We start from the raw sequence: 22,100 nt of genomic DNA, 5'->3' as shown, positions 1-22,100 counted from the left end.
CACGGCCTGCTCGTCGGGCTGCGGGTTCGGCGCGCGCGGTCTCTGTCGGTTCAGTGAAGGCCAGCGCTTCGCGATGCTGCCGAACATCACTACCCTGAGGTTCGTCCTTCTCACCTTGGGGCTTTCCATCTCCGAGCGACCTATGCGCCACGGCGGAGAACCGGTCAGGCGGTCAGGCGACGATCGCGTGCGGAGCGCCGTCAGACTCGGCGGTGACCGGCGGCGGTGCGCTCAGGGTGGAGGTGACGACGGCGCGGCCGGTGGCCCTGTCGAGCGAGATCAGCCCGGCGCGCTCGAGTTGCGCCAGTGCCGACCGAACAACGTCGATGCGACTGCCGGCTTCGTTCTGCAGCTTCGATATGTCAGGCAGCGTATCCCCCAAGTCGAATTCGCCGGACGCGATGCGCTGGCGGAGGTGGTCGTACAGAAGAAGCCAATGCGGCGAGCTGCTCCGCGCACCGTAGTATTCGCCGCCGAGAACCGTGCCTTCCTTGTCCCAAGCCGGCCGCACTGCGGCAAGGCGCCTGCACTCCTGGAGTACCGGGCATGCGCTGCGGCAAAGTCGGGCCAGCTCCGCAGCAGCCTTCGCGCGCAGCCAGTTTGAGTCGTAGCGTGCGTCGAGGCGACAGGGGGTCTGTCGTCCGAGCTTCGCGGCTTCGTCCACCGCTGTGTAGAAGGCCAGTTCGACGCTCTCTCTGGAAGTCATCGGTGCCTCATATCCGCCCTGGGCCGGCTTGACCGTTTGCGGCTCTGGCCGAGCTGGCTCCTGCTTGTCGGTGACTTGCCTTGGCGCCGGGATCGCACCTGCCACGCCAGGCCGAACGCTCCATCCAACGTGTCGCAACCTAGAACGAGTCGGGATCTGTGTCGGCGGGCACATGCTGAGCACGTACCCCCGGCTGTCAAAGGTCCAGGCTACGGAGAAAGGCTGAAACCGCGCTGAAACAACGCTGAAGTAGCGCCTGCGGGTCGGCCCTTGGGGGACTGGTTTCCCGTCACATGGATGGACTGCCAGAGCGCTGGATCAGGACCGCAGGTAGGTAGGTAGCGATATCTCTGAGAGCCGGCTTCGTTGTGGCAATCGGGGAACCGGGGATGAGGTGCTCGGCGGCAGCCGGTCAGACTACCGAGCCGGGACACCTTTCCCGTCGACGAACGCAGACATGAAGGACAGCGGGGAAGGGCTCAACATGAAGAGTCATGTCAGCAGCACCCGGAGCCTTAGGGAGCGCCCGGGGCGCCCCTGAACGCAAACCTCTGAGCCTACTGGCAGGGGTGACCGTTCAGTTCCGCTCAGCACAACCATCGGGCCATGCCGGAGGTCTGTGGCTTGCTGGCTGTTGGCGACGCCGACAAGAAGCGCCGGATCGCGGCGGTGATGGACGAGCGCATGTCTCGGGTGCTCAGTGAGGTAGACCCGCAGTCAGCGCTCGCCGTGCGGCTCCGGGTTCGCCTCGCCGCTGAGCACCACCTCCGGGCGGGTGGGCTAGTGCGACCGACCTCGCCGCCCTCGCGGTGACGAATTCCGCGGAGCTGCTGCGTCTCCGTCCGCTGACACCATCGGCGAGTATCGGCCTGCGGGCGTATCGGCTCGGCCGGACCCAATTACAGTCCGAGGAGGACGTCGGGGAGATCCTCTGTGTTTGTGATGGACTGCCCCTCGCTTTGGCCGTCGTGGCGACGGGCGAACATCGAGATTGGGGCGTCGGACTCGGCCGCCGAAGGCTGGACCAATGGGCAACGCCTCCGGGGCGCACTCACAGAGCTTGAGCGTGCGAGTCTCGTTGAGCGATGCGCGGTCGATCGTTACCGAATCCACCCGCTCGCCAGGGTGTACGCGGCCGAGTTGGCAGACACATTCGTGGCCGAGGGCCACGAAATAGGCAACAGATACTCACGACCTGACCGGCGATGGTGGTAGACGATCGCGCAGCGGGTGACCTGCCCGGCTTGATGTTGCTGCCCAGTGGCGGGGGCGATCCCAGGGAACCGTCTCCGCGCCTCGATTGGGCGGTGACTGAGGCCTCGGGATGCCCTGGGCACGCCGTAGTCCGAGAGTTCCCGATCTGGAGGTCGACATGTTGGACAGGGAAAGACGCAGTACACGCGCGCGTCGGGGGGTGAGGGCGCTGCCTGTGGCTGCGGTGGTGGCCCTCAGCGCGGGCGGATTGTCTGCCGGGCACGCTAGTGCGGCTGCGACATCGGCAGTGCCCGGATTTGCGGCGGCTTTTCAGAACGACGCTCATCAATTGGCAAGCGCCGGGGTAGACGGGATCGGGCAGCCGACGACGTTTGCTATGGCGCCTGGCACGAGCCCTGCGGTCGCGGTGCTGTCAACGGGCGGGACGGTCACGGCGTTCGCCAACTCGAGCAGGCAACTCGCGTGGGTAGGGTCAGACGGGGTGATCCACCATATCAACATCAACATCAACGGGTTTCTGGTAGCGAGCGGTACCAGTCCTGCGGTGGCCCCGTTGCCTGGTGGTGACTTCATGATCGCTTACCAGGACAGTGCCACGCATCATCTGGACAGGGTTACTTCGAGTGGGGCTCTGATCGCAACATCCGTCACCATGTACACCTCGTCAAGTCCTGCGATTACTGCCACGCCGGGTGGCGCCACGGACATTGTGTTCCTCACCCCCAATCCGGCGGGGCCGGGATTTTCCCCCCACTTAATGATGAGAGACGGCGCCGGGAACCTGACAACTCTCGCTGAGTCGGACGTGGACGTTAACGCTAAGCAGGCTGCGATCGCAGCTCTGCCCGACGGAAGTATCAACTTCAGGTATCGCGACAGGGGCGGGAATATCGGTGCGATAGGCATGGTGCAGTCCGTGGCGGCTGGGACCTCGCCGTCCATCGCCGTGATGGCCGGTGGTGGGACGATGACTGCTGTTCAAGGCAGCGACCATTCCTTGTATGTCGTCGGTCGCGACAAGGTCGCCCACAATCTGTCACAGGCGATGGCGCCGGCTACCAGTCCAGCGATCACCGCGTTACCTGGTGGCGGCGCCGCGATCGCTTTCCAGGGCAGCAACGGTGAACTGCGCGAGATTAGTGTTGACCGCACTGGGCAGCCCATCAGCGGCACCGCCCACACGACGGGGTTGTTGATGACTGCTGGTACCAGCCCGGCGGTTCCGGCGGTTCCGGCGATGGGTGTGCCTGGCTCGGCGTCGGTGCAGACAAGCGGCACGAATGTGACGGTGTCGTGGACTGACCAGTCGACGAACGAGACTGGGTTCGTGGTTGGGCGCGGGTTGCTGAACGAGTCTGCGCGGGCCGCGAGCCAGGTGGCCAGTACGACGGGGAGTGGGACGGGTACGACGTACAGTTTCACCGACACGGTCGCGGCTGGGTCGCGGCAGTGTTATCGGATCACAGCGGTCAACGCGGCGGATGGGAACAACAGTGCGCCGTCCGGGCAGGTGTGTACGGATGTTCCTGTTCCGCTGCCGTCTGGGCATGGTATTACGAATTTCACTGATTCTGTTGGGGATGTGGGGCTTGACAGTTCGACCGTGACCGGTGCTGATGGCAAGCAGGTGATGAGTTACTTCAGTTCGACCGGTCCGGCCCTGATGGTGTCGCACTGTGACGATGTTGAGTGCAGCACGGTGACGACGCACACGATTGATGCCGAGCCGACGGGGAAGGTTGGCACCAATACGTCGATCAGGATCGGTAGTGATGGCCTTCCGCTGATCGGTTATGTCAGCAGCGCGGGTCCGAGCGGTGTGCAGACCATGGATCTGCGGGTTGCGCATTGTGACGATGTCGCCTGTGCATCGGTCACCAAGGCGACGGTTGATTCGGCCTCGTTCGTGGTGGCCCCGACGGCGTTGACCATTGGTGGGGACGGCCTGGGCCTGATTGTCTACAGCGATGTGACGAACCAGGCCAGCGCGAACATCGGTGCGGTGAAGGTTGCGCATTGTGTCAACCTGGGGTGCTCCAGTGTTCACGTCGCGACGATCGACACGAACGGAAGTACCGTGGTGGCGCCGTCGATCACGACTGCCGCGAACGGTCTGGGGATGGTCAGCTACACCGATGGGAGTGCGCATCTCAAGGTGAAGGCGTGTGTCGACGCCGACTGCGCCGGCGGGACGGGGGCGGTGGTCGACGCCAGTGGCGAGTGGAGTTCGATTACCACCGGGCTGGATGGTGCCGGCCTGCTGGTCTACAGCCGCCAGCCAACTGCCGGTGTTGCGTACCAATTGGTTGTCGCGCACTGCGACAACGCCTCGTGCACCAGTGTCACCCCGACCGTAGTTGATACCGGCATCCAGAACCGGGCCCAGAGCTCGATCGCCATCGGTGTCGACGGGAACGGGATCGTGGCCTACTACGACCCGTCGAGACAGAACCTGAAGGCGGCGCACTGCGCGGATGCGACCTGCAGCAGCGCGGTGGCGACGAACCTCGACGAGTTCGGCGGCGTAGGTTTCCGCCCGTCGCTCGCCACCGGCTCCGACGGACTGCCGTTCATCAGCTACCGCGACGACACCAACAAGGTCCTCAAGACCGTGCACTGTGCTGACGTGGCCTGCGTCGAACCCCTCGAGGCACCCTTCTAGGCAAGCGGAAGCGGATCAACAAGAGCAACAGCCGAGGGCCCCCTCGTCCGGCAAACCGCCGGACGAGGGGACGGTGCAGCAGGGCGCGCAAGCACCTGTCGACCGGTGACGCCCGGTTGTCTATTCCTTGGAGTCTTGAAAATGAAAGCGTCTTTCATCAGTATTAGATACCCACGCAAGAATGCCTGCCAATGTATCAGCTGGAACTAGGTAGCCACAGACGGGTACCCCCGCTCAATCCTGAAGATATTGGGGGTTGCGGAAGGGAGTTGGTGAGAATGGTGGGGCGCGGTGATATCTGGCGTCGTGCGATGCTTGTTGGGCTGGCATTGTGTGGGCCACTATTAGCGGCGGCAGCGCCGGCGGTGGCTGGGTCCGCGCAATCCGTGCGCGCACCACTCGGTGGTGGCGTGTCTCCTGCACTGCTACAGACCGGTCCATCGTTGACGGCCGGTTCGTATTGGGGTCTGGATCGGCTCGATCAGCGGAGCCTTCCGCTGAACAACGGCTTTAACTACCAATCTGCCGGGAAAGGTGTTCACGTCTACGTCCTCGACTCCGGTATCGACAAGGACAACTCTGATTTCGCTGGCCGAGTCGAGCTCGGCCCCAACGAAGTCACCACGGAGTCACCGACAAGGCCGGATTCTCTCGACTGCTCGGGTTCGGGAACGAGCCATGCGGGTCTGATCGGCGGCGCTCGGTTCGGTCTAGCCAAAGCCGCTACATTGGTATCCGTGCGCATCTTCGACTGTCAGGACAGGGCCGGAAACAGCGATGTTCCGAACGGTGTTCAATGGGTCATCGACCACGGTACTAGACCCGCGGTGATGTATCTCGACATTGGCCGCAATTGCGCGGACGAGTCCGGAAATCCCAACGATTGTCCGGAAGGATTTGTGTCACCGATCGTGGCTGCGGAGCAACGGGCTCTCGACGCAGGTATTCCGGTGGTTCTGGATGCCGGCAATACCCATGTGAACTCATGCGATGTCCCAGTTCCGGCCCCGGCCGGTGCCATCGAGGTCGGTGCCGTGAACCACGATGATTCATACTGGGCAAATTCCGACTTCGGCAGCTGTGTTGACATCTGGGCACCTGGCGAGAATCTCGACACGGACGCGCTCGTTCCGCACAACGGGGTCAGACAGACGTTCGGAACGAGTGCCGCGGCAGCCTATGTCACAGGCGCGGTCGCAGCACTGTTAGGTACGGGAGATTTCGATGCCGTGCCGACGGCACAACTGGCGGCAAAAGTCTCGGAGCGGCTGGATGCGAACGCCACGCTGGGGCAGATCACGAACCTTCTGGACGGCAGTTCTCCAAACAAGCTGCTCTACAGCCCGCCAACGCTTGAGGGCTCGTCGGTTGCAGCCGTCAAGACCAGTGCGGGCGTGGTCCAGGCGTTCGGGACGAACGCGGCGGGACAGATGTACTCTACCGTCCAGACGGCTAGAAATGCGACGACTTGGACGAAGTGGTCGGCATCGGCCAATTCAGGCTGGTTGTCGGTGGGGGCCGGCCGCAACTTCGACAATCGCGTCCAGTTAGTCGGAGTGGATGTCGCGAACCAGGTGTGGCAGCGCCAGCAGATACAAACAGAGCGGCCCGTTATGACGGCGTGGTCTCAGCTTGGCGGGCGTATGAAGTCGATCGCTGCGGTCAATGGATCGTTTGCCACTCAGATAGAGTTAGTCGGGGTCGACACCGATGGAAAGGCATGGCACGCGATTCAGACCTCGGAGAACACGCCGTCATTCGGGTCCTGGATTCCGTTCGCAGGCGGGCTGAATCCGCCCAGGTTCATCTCTGTGGCTGCCGAGGCGGACAGTAGCGGTGTGATTTTGGCAGTCCTGGTCGACAGTCACGGCCAACTCTGGGAGACTACGCAACTCGAGCCGAACTCCAGCGAGTGGCTCCCGGTCACTTCGTTCGCATCGTTCGGCCGTGAGCACATTGCTTCCGAGGTGGCATTGGCCCGTGACAGCGCCGGTGGATTGGACCTGTTAGCCATCGGCCCGGACGGCATGTGGCAGAGCCGGGCTACCGTCCCTGGCGCACTGTCCTGGGGGGAGTGGTCACTGGTCGCCGGGGTTCCGAACTTGATGCACATTGCGGCTGAGGACAACGACAACGGGACTGTGCTGGCGCTGACGGTCGATTCTGACGGCCACGTATTCCAGAACAGCCAGAACGCGCCGGGTTCTTCGGCCTACACGCTACGGTCCCTTGACGGCGTCCTACGCCCCTAGCAACCAGCCAGGTATCGGCTGCCGACGGGGCTCGGGTCGGCTATCGATACCGGACCTGACATGTCGACTTCCTGCATGGAATCGTTCGAACGTCGCCGAGCTCCCGCGGTCAGGTTCTATGCGGTGGACGACGTCTGGTACTTAGTTGTTGTGTGGTGAGGCGCTGATCGCGCTGGTGTCTGTCTGTTGTACTCGGGGTTGGTGATGTGGCTGAGTCGACTACGGTGGAGTGCATCGGGCCGAGCTACCGGCGTCCATCGATTCGTTGGTCGTGTTGTTCGGCTAGGACGACTCCGACGAGGCGGATGATCGAGCGTCGGCCAGGGCAGATGCCGACGACGGCGGCGCGGGCGTCCCCGAGGTGAGCGTGCACCTCGGAGAGCCTGGTCTGGATCTGGTCGAGGAGTTTGTCGTACTGCGTGTGCACAGCTGCGGTGTCGATCTGGTCGAGCAACGAGTGCAGCATCGCCTTGATGCCGCCCCAGGCGTACGTACTTGGGCGCGTACTCGTCAGGTTCGCGTGCACTCGCTTCGCGCGAGGACGGTCGAGCCAGGGCCCCTGGCGCCGAGCCGAGTCTGGACCACCCGGCGTATCCGCTGCCGACCAGCGTGTGTGGATTCGTCGTTCCTCTTCCTCCGGCGCGAGATCGGCAACGGTCCCCTGCGACTCAGCACCGGCTTCTGATTCAGGGGCAGTGGATATGAGGAGATGAGCAGCTGCCTGTGTACGTTCGCTTAGCCCGCAGTTGGTGCCAACGTGTAAGACCCTTCACCGTCGGTCGGCCAAGTTGATGTCGGCAACTGCCCAAGTAGGAGCCACGGTCGGCGGAACGGCGTTTCTGAGCAGGACTTGCTCATGGCTTCGGTGCGGATTTGGCTGTTGGCTGAGCGGGGCCGTTCAGTCTGGGACGAGCCCAGGTCGCTGTAGAGTTGCATAGGAGCGTGGTTGGTTTGCTTGCGCGAAGCAAGAGATGGTCCGTACTTGCACTGGTGGGGCTATCGCTGGGCGGTCAGGTGCTCGCGGCTGTGGGGTCGACCAGCGACCTTGCGTCCGCTCAAGCGGCGGGCGTCGCGACGCTTGGCGCCGAGCAGTCGACTCCACCGCTGAGCGGAGGGGCAACCCAGTGGGGCCTCGACCGGCTAGATCAGCGGACGCTTCCGCTGAACAACACATATGACTACAGGGACCCATCGGCGAAAGGCGTGCATGTGTACGTCGTCGACTCCGGGATAAATTCCAACGACCCCGACTTCACGAGTCGCGTGCTGCTCGGTCCAAACGAGGTAACGACCGAGACCCCGTCCAAGGCCGATTCCAGTGATTGCGCGACCGCCAATCACGGAACCCCTGTTGCCGGCCTCATCGGTGGAGACAAGTTCGGCCCCGCCAAGGAAGCCGTTCTGGTCTCGGTGCGCGCCTTCGACTGCTCCAACCGAGCTGACGGCGACGATGTCGTGCGCGCCCTGCAATGGGTGATCGCGAACGCCGTCAAGCCCGCCGTCATCAGCTTCAGCCTCAACAGACGGTGTCTCGACGGGTCGGGCGAGCCGGCACCATGTCCTGCTGACGATGTGGCGGAGATCATCGCCGCAGAGCAGGCAGCGATCTCGGCGGGGATCCCAGTGGTGACCGGCGCCGGAGATCAGGGGATCGATCCCTGCAGGAGCCCGAACTGGGCGCCCGGTGCCATTGTGGTCGGTGCAGCAACAGCGAACGACGAACGGTTGCCTACCTCGAACTTCGGGCCGTGCGTGAACATGTGGGCGCCTGGCCAGGATCTCGCGTCGGACACCGTCGACGCTCAAGGCCGAGGTTCCTTCTCTGGCTCGGCGTTCGCGGCCGCGTACGTGACGGGAGCTGTGGCGATGATGCTGGGCGACGAGAACTTCGTCGGCGTGCTACCGCCTCAGCTCGTCGCGCAAGTTGCTGCCAAGCTCGATGCCAACTCGACTCTCGGGCGGATCGCCGGCCTGCCGTCAAATTCGAACAAGATGCTCTACATCCCGCCGACCACGGAGGGTTCGTCGATTGCGCTGGCCAAGAACGGCAGCGGCAGGTTGCAGGCGATCGGCACCGACGCAGCCGGTCTAATGGTCCTTAATACGCAAACGGTGCTGGGTGGCATGGGATGGGATGGCTGGGGGCGCCCGTCCGCCTGCGCGTGCTGGCTGTCGTTCGGTGCCGACAATCTCGGTGACGGCCGGCTCACGTTCTTCGGTCTGACGTCGGACACGAATTCGGTGTGGCAGCGCCGTCAACTGTCCCTCGCCGGCACCGGGTTCACTGGAGCGTCGCAGCTCGATGGCAGTCTGCGCTCGATCGCCGCGGCTCGCGAGCGAGACAGCCAACTGCAGCTGGTCGGTGTGAACAAGGATGGCCAGATCTGGCACGCCGCCCAGACCAATCCTACCGCAAGCATCGACCCGAGCGTCACATCGGCTTACTCCGCTTGGCAGCAGTTCACCGGGTTGGATAACACGACACTGCCGCCCTTTGTCTCGGTCGCGGCGGAAGCCGACAATAACGGTATCGTCAATGTCTTCGCCATCGATACCCACGGGCGTATTTGGAGGAGTCGGCAGGCGACCGTCAACAGTGCCGCCTGGTTCTCGCTCGTGCCCTTCGCGGCCCCGCCGCCTCACGACCAGATCTCGAGTGAGATGCTCGCGGGAGAGGTGGCTGTAGCCCGTGACGGCACCGGCCGACTCGACGTGATTGCAACGTCCCCGCACGGCGTCATGCACAACTTGCAGGTCACCCCCGGCGTGGACTCCTGGACCGGTGACTGGACAGGAATGCTCAACTTCGTCAACAACTATCAACATGTCGCCGCCGAGACCGATGCGAATGGCACGATCGTGGTGTTCGGGGTCGACATCAATGGCGATGTCAACGAGACCGTCCAATCACATCCGGGCGATGCCTCCTATCTGCCCCCCTTCCCGATCACTGGGAGACGCCTTCGGTCCTAGTCGACTTGCCCGATGTCAGGGCTGGAAGACACCGGGTAGTTGTGAGTCGGAGGGCCTTGCGGACGTTGGCTTGTGGATCGCGATCCACAAGCCAACGTCCGCGAGGGGCGGCAGCCGGTAGCTGTCGAGCAGTGCCACGGCCCAGCCCTGACCAGCCGCCCGGACTCAACGGCCAGTCCCCGCAACAACACCCTGCATGCGAACCATCCCCCATTACCAACCGTCGACCTCGAACCGGGCAGGTCCCTCGCCACTCCTCAGTAGAAACGGCCCTCCCGCCCGCGACTCAAGGACCCTTCAACAACCCCAATTTCCCTTACAGACAAGACACCAGCGCCTTCCCACATCACGTGCCGCACCAACCTCCACCAAACGCCGAGGCTAGCGCTGGGGTCAGGTCTTTGAGGTGGCGAGCGAGCGGTGCGCAGACGGCGGTCAAATCGTCAACTACGTCGGTGAGCAGCAATCTGTAGCTTGGTGTGGAGTAGGCCATTCCGCTGTTGGCCGGTGGAGTCACTTACTGGGCCTCAATCGGCTCGTCGATCAACGGACGCTCTCGCTGACCGGATCCTACGACTACAGGGAGCCCGCGGCAACGGCACCCATGTGTGTACGTCACCGATTCAGGGGTAAATGCCGGCAAAGCCGACTTCGAGTCGTGTCTTGCTCGGCCCCAACGAGGTTTCGACACAGACGCCACACCGGGCCGACGCCGGCGACTGTCCGTCGGCGACCACTGCACACCGGTTGCGTGGTTGATCAGCGGAGACATGTACGGCGTCGCCAAGAAATCCATGCTGGTCTCGGTGCGTGCGTTCGACTGCAACAGTCACGACGAAGCGGATGACATTGCCCGCGGGTTTCAATGGGCAATCCAGAATGCAATCAAGCCGGCTGTCAGGAGTTTCAGCCCAACCGGCAATGCATCGACAGGTCGCAGCAACTGGCTCCTTGTCCAGCCGATGACTTCAGGACATCACCGCGCCGAGCAACGTGCGATCGCTGCGGGAGTTCCCGTCGTCAGCGGTGTCGGAGACGAGGGCATCGATCCCCGCGGGAGTTCGACCTGGGCGGTCGGCATGATCGTCATCGGGGCGATCGGGGCGGATGACACGCGTTTGCCTTCCTCCAGTTATGGGCAAATGCGTGAACATCCGGGTGCTCGGAGGAAGTCTGACGTCCGACTCCGTCGATCGTGGTGCAGGAAGATCCGCCACCGCCACCGCCACCGCATTCGCTGCGGCATATGTCGCGGGTGCGGTCCCAACGCTCTTGAGCGGCGACCGGCTCACGGGCGTGGCGCTGAGCCAACTCGAGGTCGCCGCCGCACGACTTGATGCGAACGCCGGCCTCGGGGCTGATCAACGGCGTCCGGCCGGCATGCCGAACGAGACGCTCGACATTCCGCCCGCCGTCGAAGGCTCGTCGATTGCACTGGCGCGGAGGACCGGTTCCGGCACGCTGCGAGCTTTCGGGACCAACGTCGACGGACATATGTTCACCGTCGTTCAGACGGCGGCGAGTAGCCTGGTGTGGACCGGTTGGACTCAGTCAGGGAGCAGCGCCGTGGCAGTCGTCGGCGCCGACAATGTTGCGGCGGACGGACGGACGGACGGATACTGATCCTTGGACTGACGGCGATACGAACGAGATCTGGCGGCGTCGGCAAACCGCGCGCTAGGCGACTTTGCATTCACCAGCCCATCGCAAATCGACGGCCGCCTGGTGTCGATCGTCGCCGCAAGCAAGCAGGGCAGCCTGTCACAAACTGATCGGGGTGAACAAGGAGGGCTAGATTTAGCAATGCGGTCAGACCGGAGTCAACGCTACGACGGTCACGTCCTGGCAGCAGTTTATCGGTCTCGACAATGCTCCGTGCCTTCATTCAGATCGGCCGCAGCCGAGACCGACAGCAATGGCATCGTCGGTCAACACCCATGGCCGCATCTGGAGGAGCCAGCAGGCTGTTGTCAACGGCGCTACTTGGTTCTCACTCGTCCCGTTTGCTGTTTCGCCACCCGGCGGCCCGGTCTCGAGGGAGATGCTCGGCAGCGAGCTCACCTTGGCGCGTGACGGCGGTGGAAGACTCGACGTGATCGTGGCCTCGTCCCACGGCGTTCTTCACCGGTTGCAGACGACGCCCGGAGTGGCCTCGTGACGGGCGTCTGGCACGAGGTCATGCCGAAAGGGAACATCCAGCACATCCCTGTCGAGACCAACGACAACGGTAGTGTCCTCATCGCCGCCGTCGACATGAACGGCAACGTTGCACAGGGCGGCTCAGTCGATCGCGGGTGCCGAGACCTAAGGAGACACAACCGCATAACGGGGCGGAGCCTTCGCTCCTAGTTCAGCAGGCCCGCAACGTGATGACACCTGCCCGCTGGCGTGACCACTTCGCAGTTGATCATGCCGGTCGTTCGGGACCGTCGTGCTTGAGCCAAGTCGGTAAGCCGGCGATGGATCGGTCGGTGACGCTGTGGGCCGTGCCGGGCCGTCCACCGACAGGTCACGCGTGAGAATCCTTCGCAGCGACATCCCTCGACCGTGCGAGCCGAACCGATCCGCTCGACCGGACCCGCCTCCTCTCAGCGGGACACTGAGTCGCGTCGGTACTCAACCGCTTTGAGACGGGTGAGGTTGTCGAGGGTGGCGGTGCCGTGATCGGTTGTTCTGCCGCGTGGGCCAATACCTGGTGTCGGTCGGTGGCGTTGGCGCCGCCTGTCTGTGGTTTCCCGAACCATGCGGGTGGTGGTTCTGGCTCGGGGGTCTGGCTGGCCCAGTGGGGGAGGGATCGATGTCCGGCCGGCGCGCCTCAGTTGGCACAACTAGGAGCGCAGGGCGCCCGCGAGGGCGGACCAGGCGGCGAAGACGTTCGGGTCGCTCGACGACTGCCTTGAGGACCAGAGCGCACCGGTCGTGTCGACACCGGCGATGACGACGCGACCGTCCGAGTCGGTCTCAGCCGCCAGGTGTGACAACGTCATGCGTGCAAGCGGCGACCACGGGGCGAAGTCGCCGGTGTCCATCTGGGTTCTGTGGGAGACCAGACCAGACGCGTTACTCCCTACCAGATTTAGGTGTCCATCGCCCTGGCGCGCAACCGCCAACTCACTTATCAGCATGTTGTCGCTGCCAGGCATGGGCGTGAAGGACTGAAAGATGTTGTTGTTGGGAACGGTCTGCTTCGCCTGCCAGACCCGGCTATGAGTGTCGACCGCAAAGATCTCGATGAGATTGGCACCATCCATCTCCGCGCTGACCGAGTCGAACTGGGGCAGCGGCCCGGGAAACGGGGCCCAGGCGAAGAACGTCAACGCGTTGGGCGATGTCTGCGAGGTCACCACGAGCTGACCTTGCGGAGTGATGCCCACAAGTTCGACCAAGCCGTTCTGATTGTGTGTAACCGCCACGGATTGCAGTGAAATGCCTGGCAGTTGGGTCCAAGGGGAGAACATCGTGCCGCCACGTACCTGCCGTTGCCAGACCTGGTTGGACGTGGTTATGCCAATGAGCTCAGTACTCCCATCGACATTGTTGTCAGCGCCCGCACTGAGCCAGCCAAGCGAGGTCGATGCCGTCCAGCCTGACCAACCAGGAACGTCGGGCAATTTCCGAGTTGCGAAGAGAAACCTACCGTCGGCGTCGGTGCCGAAGCCCTCAAGGCTGCCGGCGAGCGGCCCGGATGTGATCTTGGCCAACGCGACCGGTGCACCCTCTTGCGACGGTGGGGAATAGAGGAGTTTGTTCGGCGACAAGGTGTCCGGGAGGTTGATGATCTTGCCGAGTGTGGAGGTGGCGTCGAGTCTCGCTTTGATCTGTGCCGGAGAAGCTTGTGCGAACTGAGGAGTGCCCATCAGGATCGCCACCGCTCCGGCAACATGTGGGGCTGCTGCTGAGGTACCGCTTCGGGAAACTGGATCTGGATCGATCGTTCCTGACGCATCCTTCCCAACCCCGCCAACCGAACTGATGGACTCGCCAGGCGCCCAGATATCGACGCACTTCCCGAAATTCGAAGGGCTGTGATAGCCCTGGCTGGGATTGACAGCACCGACGTTGATCGACGATCCGGCTGCACCGACCGGGTTGTAGCAGGCATTCGCGCCATCGTTTCCTGCAGACGTCACGATCGGAACTCCGGTGTTGATGAGCTTCTGCTCCTCCGTGACGATGCCCGCAGACGTGCCGACGGGGCATTCGGTGGGTCCCAGGGAGCCCACGCAGACAGAGCCTAGGCTCATATTGACGACTGCCGGCTTGATTGCGTGAGCTTCAATCCACTGCAGGCCGGCGATGATCTGCGGGTCTTCGGCCAAGCCGGAGCAATCGAAGACCCTCACAGCCACCAAACTCGCTTTCTTGGCAACACCGTAGTCTCTGCTTCCCACAATGCCGGCGACGTGCGTACCGTGACCTTGGCAGTCGTCCGCGTTTTTGGGGTCCGTTCCGGGGACGGTGTTGATCCCGTAACTCGCCCTACCCTGGAACTGAGGGTTGCTGATGCGGATTCCGGTGTCGACCACATAGACATGGACGCCGGACCCCGCGGTACCCATGTATCCATACTTGCCGTTCAGTGGCAACGAACGCTTTCCGATACTGTCCAGGCCCCAGTTGTACAGGCCAGTCTGGTCGTCTTCGACACGGTACTCCCGCTGCTCCTGTACCCAGGCAACTCTGGGATCTGCCGCAAGTTCCCGGGCCCCGGCCGGCGGCAACTGAACCGAGAATTCCCCAGATCGGTCTGCCGCAGACCAATTCACTGTGCCGCCGTGAGCATGTGCCTGAATCTTGACCTGATTGATGATGTCCGTTCGCTGAACTGGGGTGGTATCTCGGAGGCGTACGAGGTAGTGACCGGGAAGACCGCCCGAGTTCTCGCCGCTGATCATGCCGCCTGGAGACGCGCTCGCTGCGGCCGTCACGGCCGCAGCGCACAAGGATGCGCAGCACGCGAGAGCAGTCATCGCGTACATCGTCACGCGTCGGTTCACGGTCGAGAGACGTATCATGCCAGCTCCAGTTCCGATCGGCTGTGAAGCCGTTGCCCGGATCCGAAAGCAGGCTTCGATCACGGGGCGACTAGTTCATGGTCGCCTCCGGTTGAGCGGAACGCAGGAGTATCGCCTGCTCAGGTCACGCCGTCGCCGAATTGGATTTCCCTCAAGCCCCTTGAGTTCTAGCGGCTAGCTGTAATGACCAGCAGGGTTGTTGACGCGGGTGATGGGTGTTGGCCGCCGAGTGAGGTGTGGTTGCGGTGGTGGTTGTAGGTGTGGAGCCAGGTGGGTAGGGCCTCGGCGCGGTGCTGGTTGCTGATGTAGGGCTGGGCGTAGGCCTATTCGTCGAGCAGGGTGCGGTTGAAGCGTTCTGCTTTGCCATTGGTTTGGGGTCGGTAGCGGCGGGTGAAGCGGGCCTGGGCGCCGAGGTCGGCCAGGGCTTGCTGCCAGGCGCGGCCGCGGCGGTAGACCAGGGCGTTGTCGGTCATCACGCGTTCGATCCGGGTGATGCCGAGGTCGGCGAAGTATTCTGCGGCGCGGTGCAGGAAGCCGGCGCGGGTGGTGGTCTTCTCGTCTGGGTGGATTTCGGCGTAGGCGATGCGGGTGTGGTCGTCGACGGCGCAGTGCACGTAGTCGAACCCGACCCGTGGGGCGTTGCGGGCCCGGCGGTGTTCGGGACTGTCGTGGCCCAGGACCCGCCAGCCGCCGCCGTCGCGGAGTCGGCCAAGCTTCTTCACATCCACATGCAGGAGTTCGCCGGGAGTGTCGCGTTCGTAGCGGCGAATGCGTTCGCCGGTGGGCCGGTCCAGCCAGGCGAGCCGGTGCAGGCCGTGCCTGGTCAAGACCGCGTGCACGGTCGAGGCTGGGACGCCGAGCAAGGGCGCCAGCCGGCGGGGTCCGAGTTTGCGTTCGACGCGTAGCCGGCAGATTCGCTGCTCCACCTCGTGCGGTGTCTTGTGGGGCAACCGGTACGCCGTGCTGGGCCGGTCTCGCAGACCTGCATCACCCTCGGTTCGCCACCGGGTCAGCCACTTGTAACCGGTGGCCCGCGAACACCCCAGCTCCTTTACCACATGAGCCACCGGACGGCCCTGGACCACAACACGCTCGATCAGCAACCTGCGGCCATACAAAGTCAGCCGGGCATTACGGTGGAACACGAGACCTCCGGTTGTGCGGTGTGGGCGTCAGCAACTCACACCCAGCCGGAGGTCCCTCCACATCTCAAGTAGCCACGCCGTCAACAACCCTCATGGTCACTACAGCAAGCAGTCAGAAGCAGGAGAGTGGTCAAGACGCATTTGAACGCCGGTTGCGGTGCGCGTTCAGAAACAGGCGTTGCTTGCTCTGGTGAACGGCTGGCCATGCTGCGGGCATGCTGTTCGTCCCGTGGATCGAGCCCCCGAGCGCTCGTCACGGCAGCAGACCATGTCAGGGCATGCGAGCCCTACCTGAGCCGACGGAAGCGAGATCGTGATGGCCACCTCGAATTGAGCCGACTGGCGATCGCTCGAGGTGTCGGCTCGCCTCAGGCCACCCAGGCGCATCGAGGGTCCTACGAGGTCGGCCTCAGCCGTTACGGCCCAGGGGCGCGTCGTCTGAGCAGCACGCGTCTTGAAACTTGAGAAGCGTGCCGGCGGCGCTGTGTGCGAGAGGAACGGATCACGTGGCGGGGAGTCGGGCATCCCGACGCCCCGGCTGCCCGATGTAGATGGGGCTCGCCGCGCGGGTCATGGCTGTGGCTGTGCGCCTCGGACCGACCGTAGAACTGCGGCCCGGGCGAGTGCCCGAGCCGCAGTTCAATCTGCTCCGAGAGGAGTGCCTCTTCTTGGAGGCCAGGACAAGTCGAGCTGTCCTGTCAGGAGCGCAACAGCCCGTCGAGGGAAACGAACCCCACGTAGTGGTTCGATCCGAGGCTTTCCTGGTCGAGTTCGGAGATGGCTCCGGTGGCGTCGACGGAGAGGACGGCGATGGTGCCGTTCTTGGGCGATGGTGTCGTTCTTGTTGGTGTCGGCACCGAGGTGCATGATCTCGGCGGTGCCGATGGTGGTCCAGTTGGTCCAGGTGCCCGTGGTGGTGCGGGTTTGTTGGTAGACGGCGTCGGAGGCGTCGGAGGCGACGAGGACGAGTGTTCCGGTGCTGTCACGGGCGACGGCGGTTTCGCTGACGAGGAGGTTGGTGGGGTCGGTGAGTTGGGTGATGGGGGCGAAGGTGGTGGCGTTGGGGGCGGTCTGGCTGGTTCCCAGATGTGTCCGTGGGTGTCGGTCGCGTAGCCGCGGACGATGCCAGCATTGTCGGTTTCGGCGGAGATGTCGGTGAAAGTGGGCAAGGCAGGCAGGGTTGTCCAGGATTTCCAGTCGGGCTGCCGGGTGTGGTTCGGGCGAAGGTGACGGCGGTGCCTTGGGGGTCGATGCCGAGTGCTTGCATGGCGACGTTTTGGTTGCGGGCGATGGCGATGGATTGAGGAACCCGCCGCCTTGGGTCCAGCGGGTGAGGCCTGGTTGTCCCTGCTTGATCTGCTGGCGCTGGAAGATTGAGCCTGCGGTGGTGAGGGCCATGATTTGGGCTCGGCCGTCGGCGTTGGTGTCGATGGCGCGGGACAGCCAACCGGTGTTGGCGGATCGTTGCCAGGCGTTCCAGGAGGGGCTGTTGGGGTCGGTTTGGGTGGTGCTGAACAGGTCGCCGGAGCCGTTGGTGCCGACGGCCTGGAGGTTGCCAGTGGGTTGGGTGACTGCGACGGAGGTGCCTTCGTTGGTGGGTGGGATGTAGAGGATCTTGTTGGGGGACAGTTCATCGGGCAGGGGGGGTGATCTTGCCTTGGGTTGCGTCGGCGTCGATTTGTGCGGAGACGGCGGCGGCGAGCTGGCCGGGCCGGGTGGCGGTGAATTGGGCGGTGCCCAGCAGCAACGCGACCGCACCCGTCACGTACGGCGCAGCGTAGGACGTGCCACTGCGCGTGTCGGCTGCTGTTGTCGATCCGATCCAATCGGATCGAAGGTTCGTCCCCGGTGCCCAAATGTCGACACATCCCCCGAAGTTCGGGGTGACGGCATAACTGTCGTCCCCGTTGATCCCGCCGACGTTGATGGTTCCGCCGGCGGAACCTACCGGGTCACGCATGCATCAATCGCACGCTGGCCGGGCAGCGCGTTGCCAGCTGATGTGACGACCGGTAATCCCGCTGCTATCGCGCTTTGCTCTGCCATAACGATGGCCTGGTTGGATCCTGCCGCGCAGGCGTTTTGTTGCCCGGTGTGTTGGGGTCAACGCAGTCGGAACCAATGCTCATGTTGATGACGGCCGGTTTGATGGCGTGGTCGCGAACCGAGGTGACGGCGTTGACGATCGGGTCGTCGCTGTTGGCCAGTCTGTCGCAGTCGAAGATGCGGACGGCAAGGATAGTGGCGGCTTTGGCGACGCCGTACTTGGCGCCGGCGGCGATGCCGGCGACTGCGGTGCCGTGGCCGTTGCAGTCATCGGAGTTCGAGTGTGTTGGGGTTTCGGAGGTGACGAAGTTGGGGCCGTATTCGGCGCGGCCGCCGATGTCGGCGTGGTATTTGTTAATGCCGGGGTCGATGACATAGATGTGAACGCCGGCGCCGGCGTTCTTGTAGTGGTAGAGGCCGTTCAACGGCTGTTGCCGCTGAACGAGCCGGTCCACGCCCCACACGTTGATGCCGACTGATGGTGGTTTGCTCTGGGTGCTGTCGGAGTGATAATGCTGAGCTTGCTGGATCCAGGCGATGTGAGGGTCGGCAGCGAGTTGCTCGGCGTGGCTGCGGTCATGTTGGCCGAGAAGCCGTGTACGCCGGCCGGCCAGACCTGCGGGATGGTGCCGGAGTATCGGCGGGCCAGTTCCTGAGCGCTGGCGTTGACGCCACGCGGGTCGATCCAGGCGTCGGTCTTCAGACCGATGATGTACTGGTCGTGTACCGCGTTGCCGGACTCGACACCGAGAATCCGTGGCGCCGCAGTTCGTTCTGGTACGGGCACCGCGTTCGCGCCGACGGCCCAGCTGGCTGCGACGAGCGCAGACAGTCCTGCCAGTGCCAACCCACATAACTTGCCGAACCGCCTTATCCTCAACGCTCTCAACAAGCCCACCCCATCGCTCGAACAGAATCTCTCGGATCATCACTGGCCGCAGGCGCGGAGGCCGACAGCCCACACTGAGAGCGAAAATCCTGGCATCAGGGGCCCGCTGTGGCATGAGCAAGTTGTGCTCATGCTGGAAAGAGCGACAATCCCGTGTGGTTGCGGTCTCCGCGCTGAGCGCCCCTTGGTGGCCACCGCAGGCGTCTTTCACGGACAACGCGGCCGCGGGGCCGGGGTAATGAGTACGGGTTGCTCACGATCAGAACCCTGGCGAGGATCCATGTTGGGGTCGGGTCTAGCGTCGGCGTTTCGTGGGCGTTGGTGCGGCACGTGATGTGGGAAGGCGCTGGTGTCTTGTCTGTGAGGGGAAATTGGGGTTGTTGAAGAGTCCTTGAGTCGCGGGCGGGACGGCCGTTTCTAGTGAGGAGTGGCGAGGGACCCTGTCTGGGTTCGAGGTGTCGGCGGTTGGTAAAGGGGGATCGTGTCGGACGCTGGGACGGTGTTGTTGGGGGACTGGCCGTTGAGTCCGGGCTGGTCAGGGGCCGGGCCGTGGTACTGCCCGGCACCTACCGGCTGCCGCTGCTGCATGCGCCGGGCCAGGGTTGGTGGGCTTGGCGGTCACGATCGCCGACGGCCGCGACGCGCTACGGAGGCTGCGGGACTGGCCGCGGTTGTTTCGGCTGGTCGGCTCCGACCCGGCCAGGGTGGCCAGTGGTCGACATGGTTGGTGCTGCCCGGCTGGACCTGTTGCGGGCCGCACGCGCGGATGCCCGGAAGCGCCTCGGCGGCCGGCGCGGGCCCGGACCTGTCCGAACAGTTGGGTTGCACTTCGATGCGTCCCCTGCTGACCGCGCACTCCCCAAGGAAAGCTGCACCGATGGGGAGGAAGGGATCTGGCTTTCACCCGCTGCGGTGTTACCTGGACCGACCAGATGTGTCCGGTGGCGAGGCGCTGACCGGGCTGCTCAAGTCCGGGAACGCGGGAAGCAACACCGCCGCCGATCATGTGGAGGTGCTGGACCTGGCGGATCGCCGCACTACCGGCCCATCCCCTGCCCGACGAGGTCGACAGGCCCAAGGGTGATGGCCAGTGCCGGCCCCGCCGGAGCGACCCACGTGGTCGCTGCCGCGGGATCGGGTTCTCGCTGGGCCTCGCGCTCGACCAGAACGTCCAGCAAACGATCCTGGCCACCCCGAATGCCATCGAGCAAGCCCCGTTACGAACTCGCCGACGCCTGCCTCTCGGGGGTGAGGCGATCGATGGCACCGACGCTCGACATGGTGGCCGCAGGCCGGGGCCGGAGATGCTGACTGGATTTCGCTTATCAGATGCTGTTGCCGATAGCAACGTTGTAACCAGTCGAACGCCATGGTGCCTCGGCGAGCCGTTGTGGTTGAGGCTGGATCAGTGTGCTCGAATGCTGACTGCTGAGCGTCGGCGTCGCCCCGCGGACGACCATTTCCAGCACTCCCGAAGCGGGAGGGCGACGCACGTGAATGGGGGACGAGGGTGAACGGAGCGAGGTGGGCCACGACGCCGGGGGATCTGGCCCGGCTGACGCTGCTGAATCTTGTAGGCGAGCTCGGGGTACTGGACTGTACCGCTGAACGGGCCGGAGACGTGAGCGGGCTGAGCGCCGCTGATCTGGTGACGGCATGGCGGGACCTGCAGTTGCGCGGTCTGGTGGTGCTCGAGCCCGACGGAGCTGGTGGAGCTGCGGGGACGGTCAGGTTGTCCGACAAGGCCACGTCGGCCTATCGGCTGCGTGTCCGGCGGCTCGCGGATCCCGTCGGGACGGCGTGGACCCTGGTTGGCGCGTTGCTGGACTGGCTGACGTCGGGGTCTGCGGGCTTCCGTTTCCTGGCGGAGTTTCAGCGCGATCCTCGCTCGGTGCTGGAGGGCCTGCGTCCGACCGGGCACGATGAACTGTCCGCGGCCGCCATGTTCTTAGCTGACCGTGGCATGGTGGAGTTGATCGACACGTCGGGCTCGCAGTTGGCGAAGGTCAAGATCACCGAGGACGGCCGGTCAGTTGCCGACCGCTACTGGCGAACCAGTCGCAGCCTGACGGCGTTCGACCCCGCAACCGACGCAAGCCAGAGCGACGAGAAGGATCCCGGCCAGAGGGACGATACGACTGAGATAACCGCCTCGGCGCGACCTGAGCGCGCCGCGGGTTCAGCCATCAGCGCAGACGAGAGCCGCGCGATGACGCGCTTCCTGGACGGGTTGCGCCGCGTGGTCGCGGTCGACGACATGCCCGATGAACGCCGCGGCGAGATGTTCAGCCTCGTGGACCGCCTGACCATCGCCACCCAGGACGCCGACCTGCACGCATTGCGACGCTGCTGGGAACATGCGCGGCGCCCGCTGCAGGCGGCAGGCCCCATCCTGGCCCATTTCCTGGCCGGCGCGGCGATACCGCCTGTGCTCACGTCGCCGGATCCAAGCCGCGACGCCAAGTGACGATGCCCCAGCCCGGCATCTCGCCTGACACAGATGCCGAGGCATCCACCCACGCTTGCACAGCCCCCGCGGGAACATCCTTGTGACCATCGACAGTTCGCCCAATTGCGTATAGAGGCGCGGTGTGCTGATGGCCCGCTCAGCCGTCATCTGGGGGAACGGCTGAGCAGGTCGGTTTTGGTGCCGGAAAGAGACGGTGGTCGGTCGACGCGCCCCCCGGCCGTGAATCGCGAGATACATGTCACATCAGTCGGCGCTTGCGCCAACCCAGGGCTTCAATTCCGGAATTCTCTAACTATGCGACGTTGTACGGCCGTAATTCAGCACCGGCAGGATCTCAGAAGAATGGCTGGCAGGTGCGGAATCATCGTCACATCCGCGCCCGCCAGCCAGCCTGCAGCACAGGCGCTTCGAAGCGCCTGTGCTGCAGGGGATCACCCCCACGCGATCCCCTTTATGGGCTGCACCTGTGTCACCGCGCCGCGACCGCTCTCACGCGCAGATACTGGTCGGGGCCGCCCGCTCGACTCCTCCGTTGGTTGGTCGCGTCGGCGCATCACCCCTTCCCGTCCCTGCGGGCCGTTCAAGCGCCCCCACCAGGTCCAGGTCGCGTTGCACTCTTGATCGTTGACTGCAACAACCGCCGTGGAATCAAGCACCCTCGCCGCAAAATGCATAGGCAGCCGGTTGCCAAGGATCGTTACGGTTCGGTCCTGGACAGGATTTCGGA

General features: G+C 64.1%; 13 protein-coding genes and 3 pseudogenes. 8 read left to right on the top strand and 8 right to left on the bottom strand.

All coding sequences use genetic code 11. From position 1 onward, the window contains the following. Positions 1–172: 172 nt before the first annotated feature. Positions 173–706 carry a GntR family transcriptional regulator gene (locus OG876_RS00700; RefSeq protein WP_328522770.1) on the bottom strand — a complete coding sequence of 178 codons (534 nt, stop codon included), beginning with the start codon at positions 704–706 and terminating at the stop codon, positions 173–175. Positions 707–1,312: 606 nt separating this feature from the next. On the opposite strand from OG876_RS00700, the gene OG876_RS00695 reads away from it, so the two are divergent. The 3 genes from OG876_RS00695 (at position 1,313) to OG876_RS00685 (ending at position 6,835) form a co-directional block, all read left to right on the top strand. Then, positions 1,313–1,519, top strand: coding sequence for a hypothetical protein (locus OG876_RS00695; RefSeq protein WP_328522769.1), 207 nt, complete (start codon positions 1,313–1,315; stop codon positions 1,517–1,519). 616 nt (positions 1,520–2,135) lie between these two features. Beyond that, on the top strand, positions 2,136–4,583 hold the full coding sequence (locus tag OG876_RS00690) for a hypothetical protein (protein WP_328522768.1): 2,448 nt from the start codon (positions 2,136–2,138) through the stop codon (positions 4,581–4,583). 410 nt (positions 4,584–4,993) lie between these two features. Beyond that, entirely contained in the window at positions 4,994–6,835 is a 1,842-nt protein-coding gene (locus OG876_RS00685) for a S8 family serine peptidase (protein ID WP_328522767.1), read from the top strand. 244 nt (positions 6,836–7,079) lie between these two features. Here OG876_RS00685 and OG876_RS00680 read toward each other — a convergent pair whose 3' ends face one another. Then, positions 7,080–7,361 carry a hypothetical protein gene (locus OG876_RS00680; protein WP_328522766.1) on the bottom strand — a complete coding sequence of 94 codons (282 nt, stop codon included), beginning with the start codon at positions 7,359–7,361 and terminating at the stop codon, positions 7,080–7,082. A 464-nt stretch (positions 7,362–7,825) separates the two neighbouring features. On the opposite strand from OG876_RS00680, the gene OG876_RS00675 reads away from it, so the two are divergent. From OG876_RS00675 to OG876_RS00670, 3 genes and pseudogenes are all read left to right on the top strand, one after another. Further along, the gene (locus OG876_RS00675) at positions 7,826–9,808 is read left to right on the top strand and encodes a S8 family serine peptidase (protein WP_328522765.1); all 1,983 of its coding nucleotides are present in this window, start codon (positions 7,826–7,828) and stop codon (positions 9,806–9,808) included. A gap of 608 nt (positions 9,809–10,416) precedes the next feature. Beyond that, positions 10,417–10,941 (top strand): annotated as a pseudogene (locus tag OG876_RS43860) (hypothetical protein); the annotation flags it as partial. A 13-nt stretch (positions 10,942–10,954) separates the two neighbouring features. Next, entirely contained in the window at positions 10,955–11,431 is a 477-nt protein-coding gene (locus OG876_RS00670; RefSeq protein ID WP_328522764.1) for a hypothetical protein, read from the top strand. Positions 11,432–12,636: 1,205 nt separating this feature from the next. On the opposite strand, the gene OG876_RS00665 is transcribed toward OG876_RS00670, so the two are convergent. The 6 genes and pseudogenes from OG876_RS00665 to OG876_RS00640 all read right to left on the bottom strand — a co-directional run bounded on the left by OG876_RS00665 (position 12,637) and on the right by OG876_RS00640 (position 18,861). Continuing rightward, positions 12,637–14,736, bottom strand: coding sequence for a S8 family serine peptidase (locus tag OG876_RS00665; RefSeq protein ID WP_328522763.1), 2,100 nt, complete (start codon positions 14,734–14,736; stop codon positions 12,637–12,639). Positions 14,737–14,997: 261 nt separating this feature from the next. Continuing rightward, positions 14,998–15,968: pseudogene (locus tag OG876_RS00660) on the bottom strand (IS481 family transposase). Between the two features lie 698 nt (positions 15,969–16,666). Then, a complete protein-coding gene (locus tag OG876_RS00655) occupies positions 16,667–16,825 on the bottom strand; it encodes a hypothetical protein (protein WP_328522762.1) in 159 nt (52 codons plus the stop codon). Positions 16,826–17,598: 773 nt separating this feature from the next. Continuing rightward, positions 17,599–17,928 carry a S8 family serine peptidase gene (locus OG876_RS00650; protein WP_328522761.1) on the bottom strand — a complete coding sequence of 110 codons (330 nt, stop codon included), beginning with the start codon at positions 17,926–17,928 and terminating at the stop codon, positions 17,599–17,601. A gap of 64 nt (positions 17,929–17,992) precedes the next feature. Continuing rightward, the gene (locus OG876_RS00645) at positions 17,993–18,469 is read right to left on the bottom strand and encodes a S8 family serine peptidase (RefSeq protein ID WP_328522760.1); all 477 of its coding nucleotides are present in this window, start codon (positions 18,467–18,469) and stop codon (positions 17,993–17,995) included. Next, a complete protein-coding gene (locus tag OG876_RS00640) occupies positions 18,436–18,861 on the bottom strand; it encodes a hypothetical protein (RefSeq protein ID WP_328522759.1) in 426 nt (141 codons plus the stop codon). The genes OG876_RS00645 and OG876_RS00640 overlap by 34 nt, the downstream gene beginning before the upstream one ends. 482 nt (positions 18,862–19,343) lie before the next feature. Between OG876_RS00640 and OG876_RS43855 the strand changes: the two are divergent. Continuing rightward, positions 19,344–20,117 (top strand): annotated as a pseudogene (locus OG876_RS43855) (IS1380 family transposase); the annotation flags it as partial. A 407-nt stretch (positions 20,118–20,524) separates the two neighbouring features. Further along, a complete protein-coding gene (locus tag OG876_RS00635; protein ID WP_328522758.1) occupies positions 20,525–21,370 on the top strand; it encodes a hypothetical protein in 846 nt (281 codons plus the stop codon). The last annotated feature ends 730 nt before the right edge of the window (positions 21,371–22,100 follow it).

Origin of the sequence: Kribbella sp. NBC_00359 (assembly GCF_036097425.1) — a bacterium.
Taxonomy (GTDB): domain Bacteria; phylum Actinomycetota; class Actinomycetes; order Propionibacteriales; family Kribbellaceae; genus Kribbella.
This window is presented reverse-complemented; position numbering and strand designations above follow the sequence as displayed.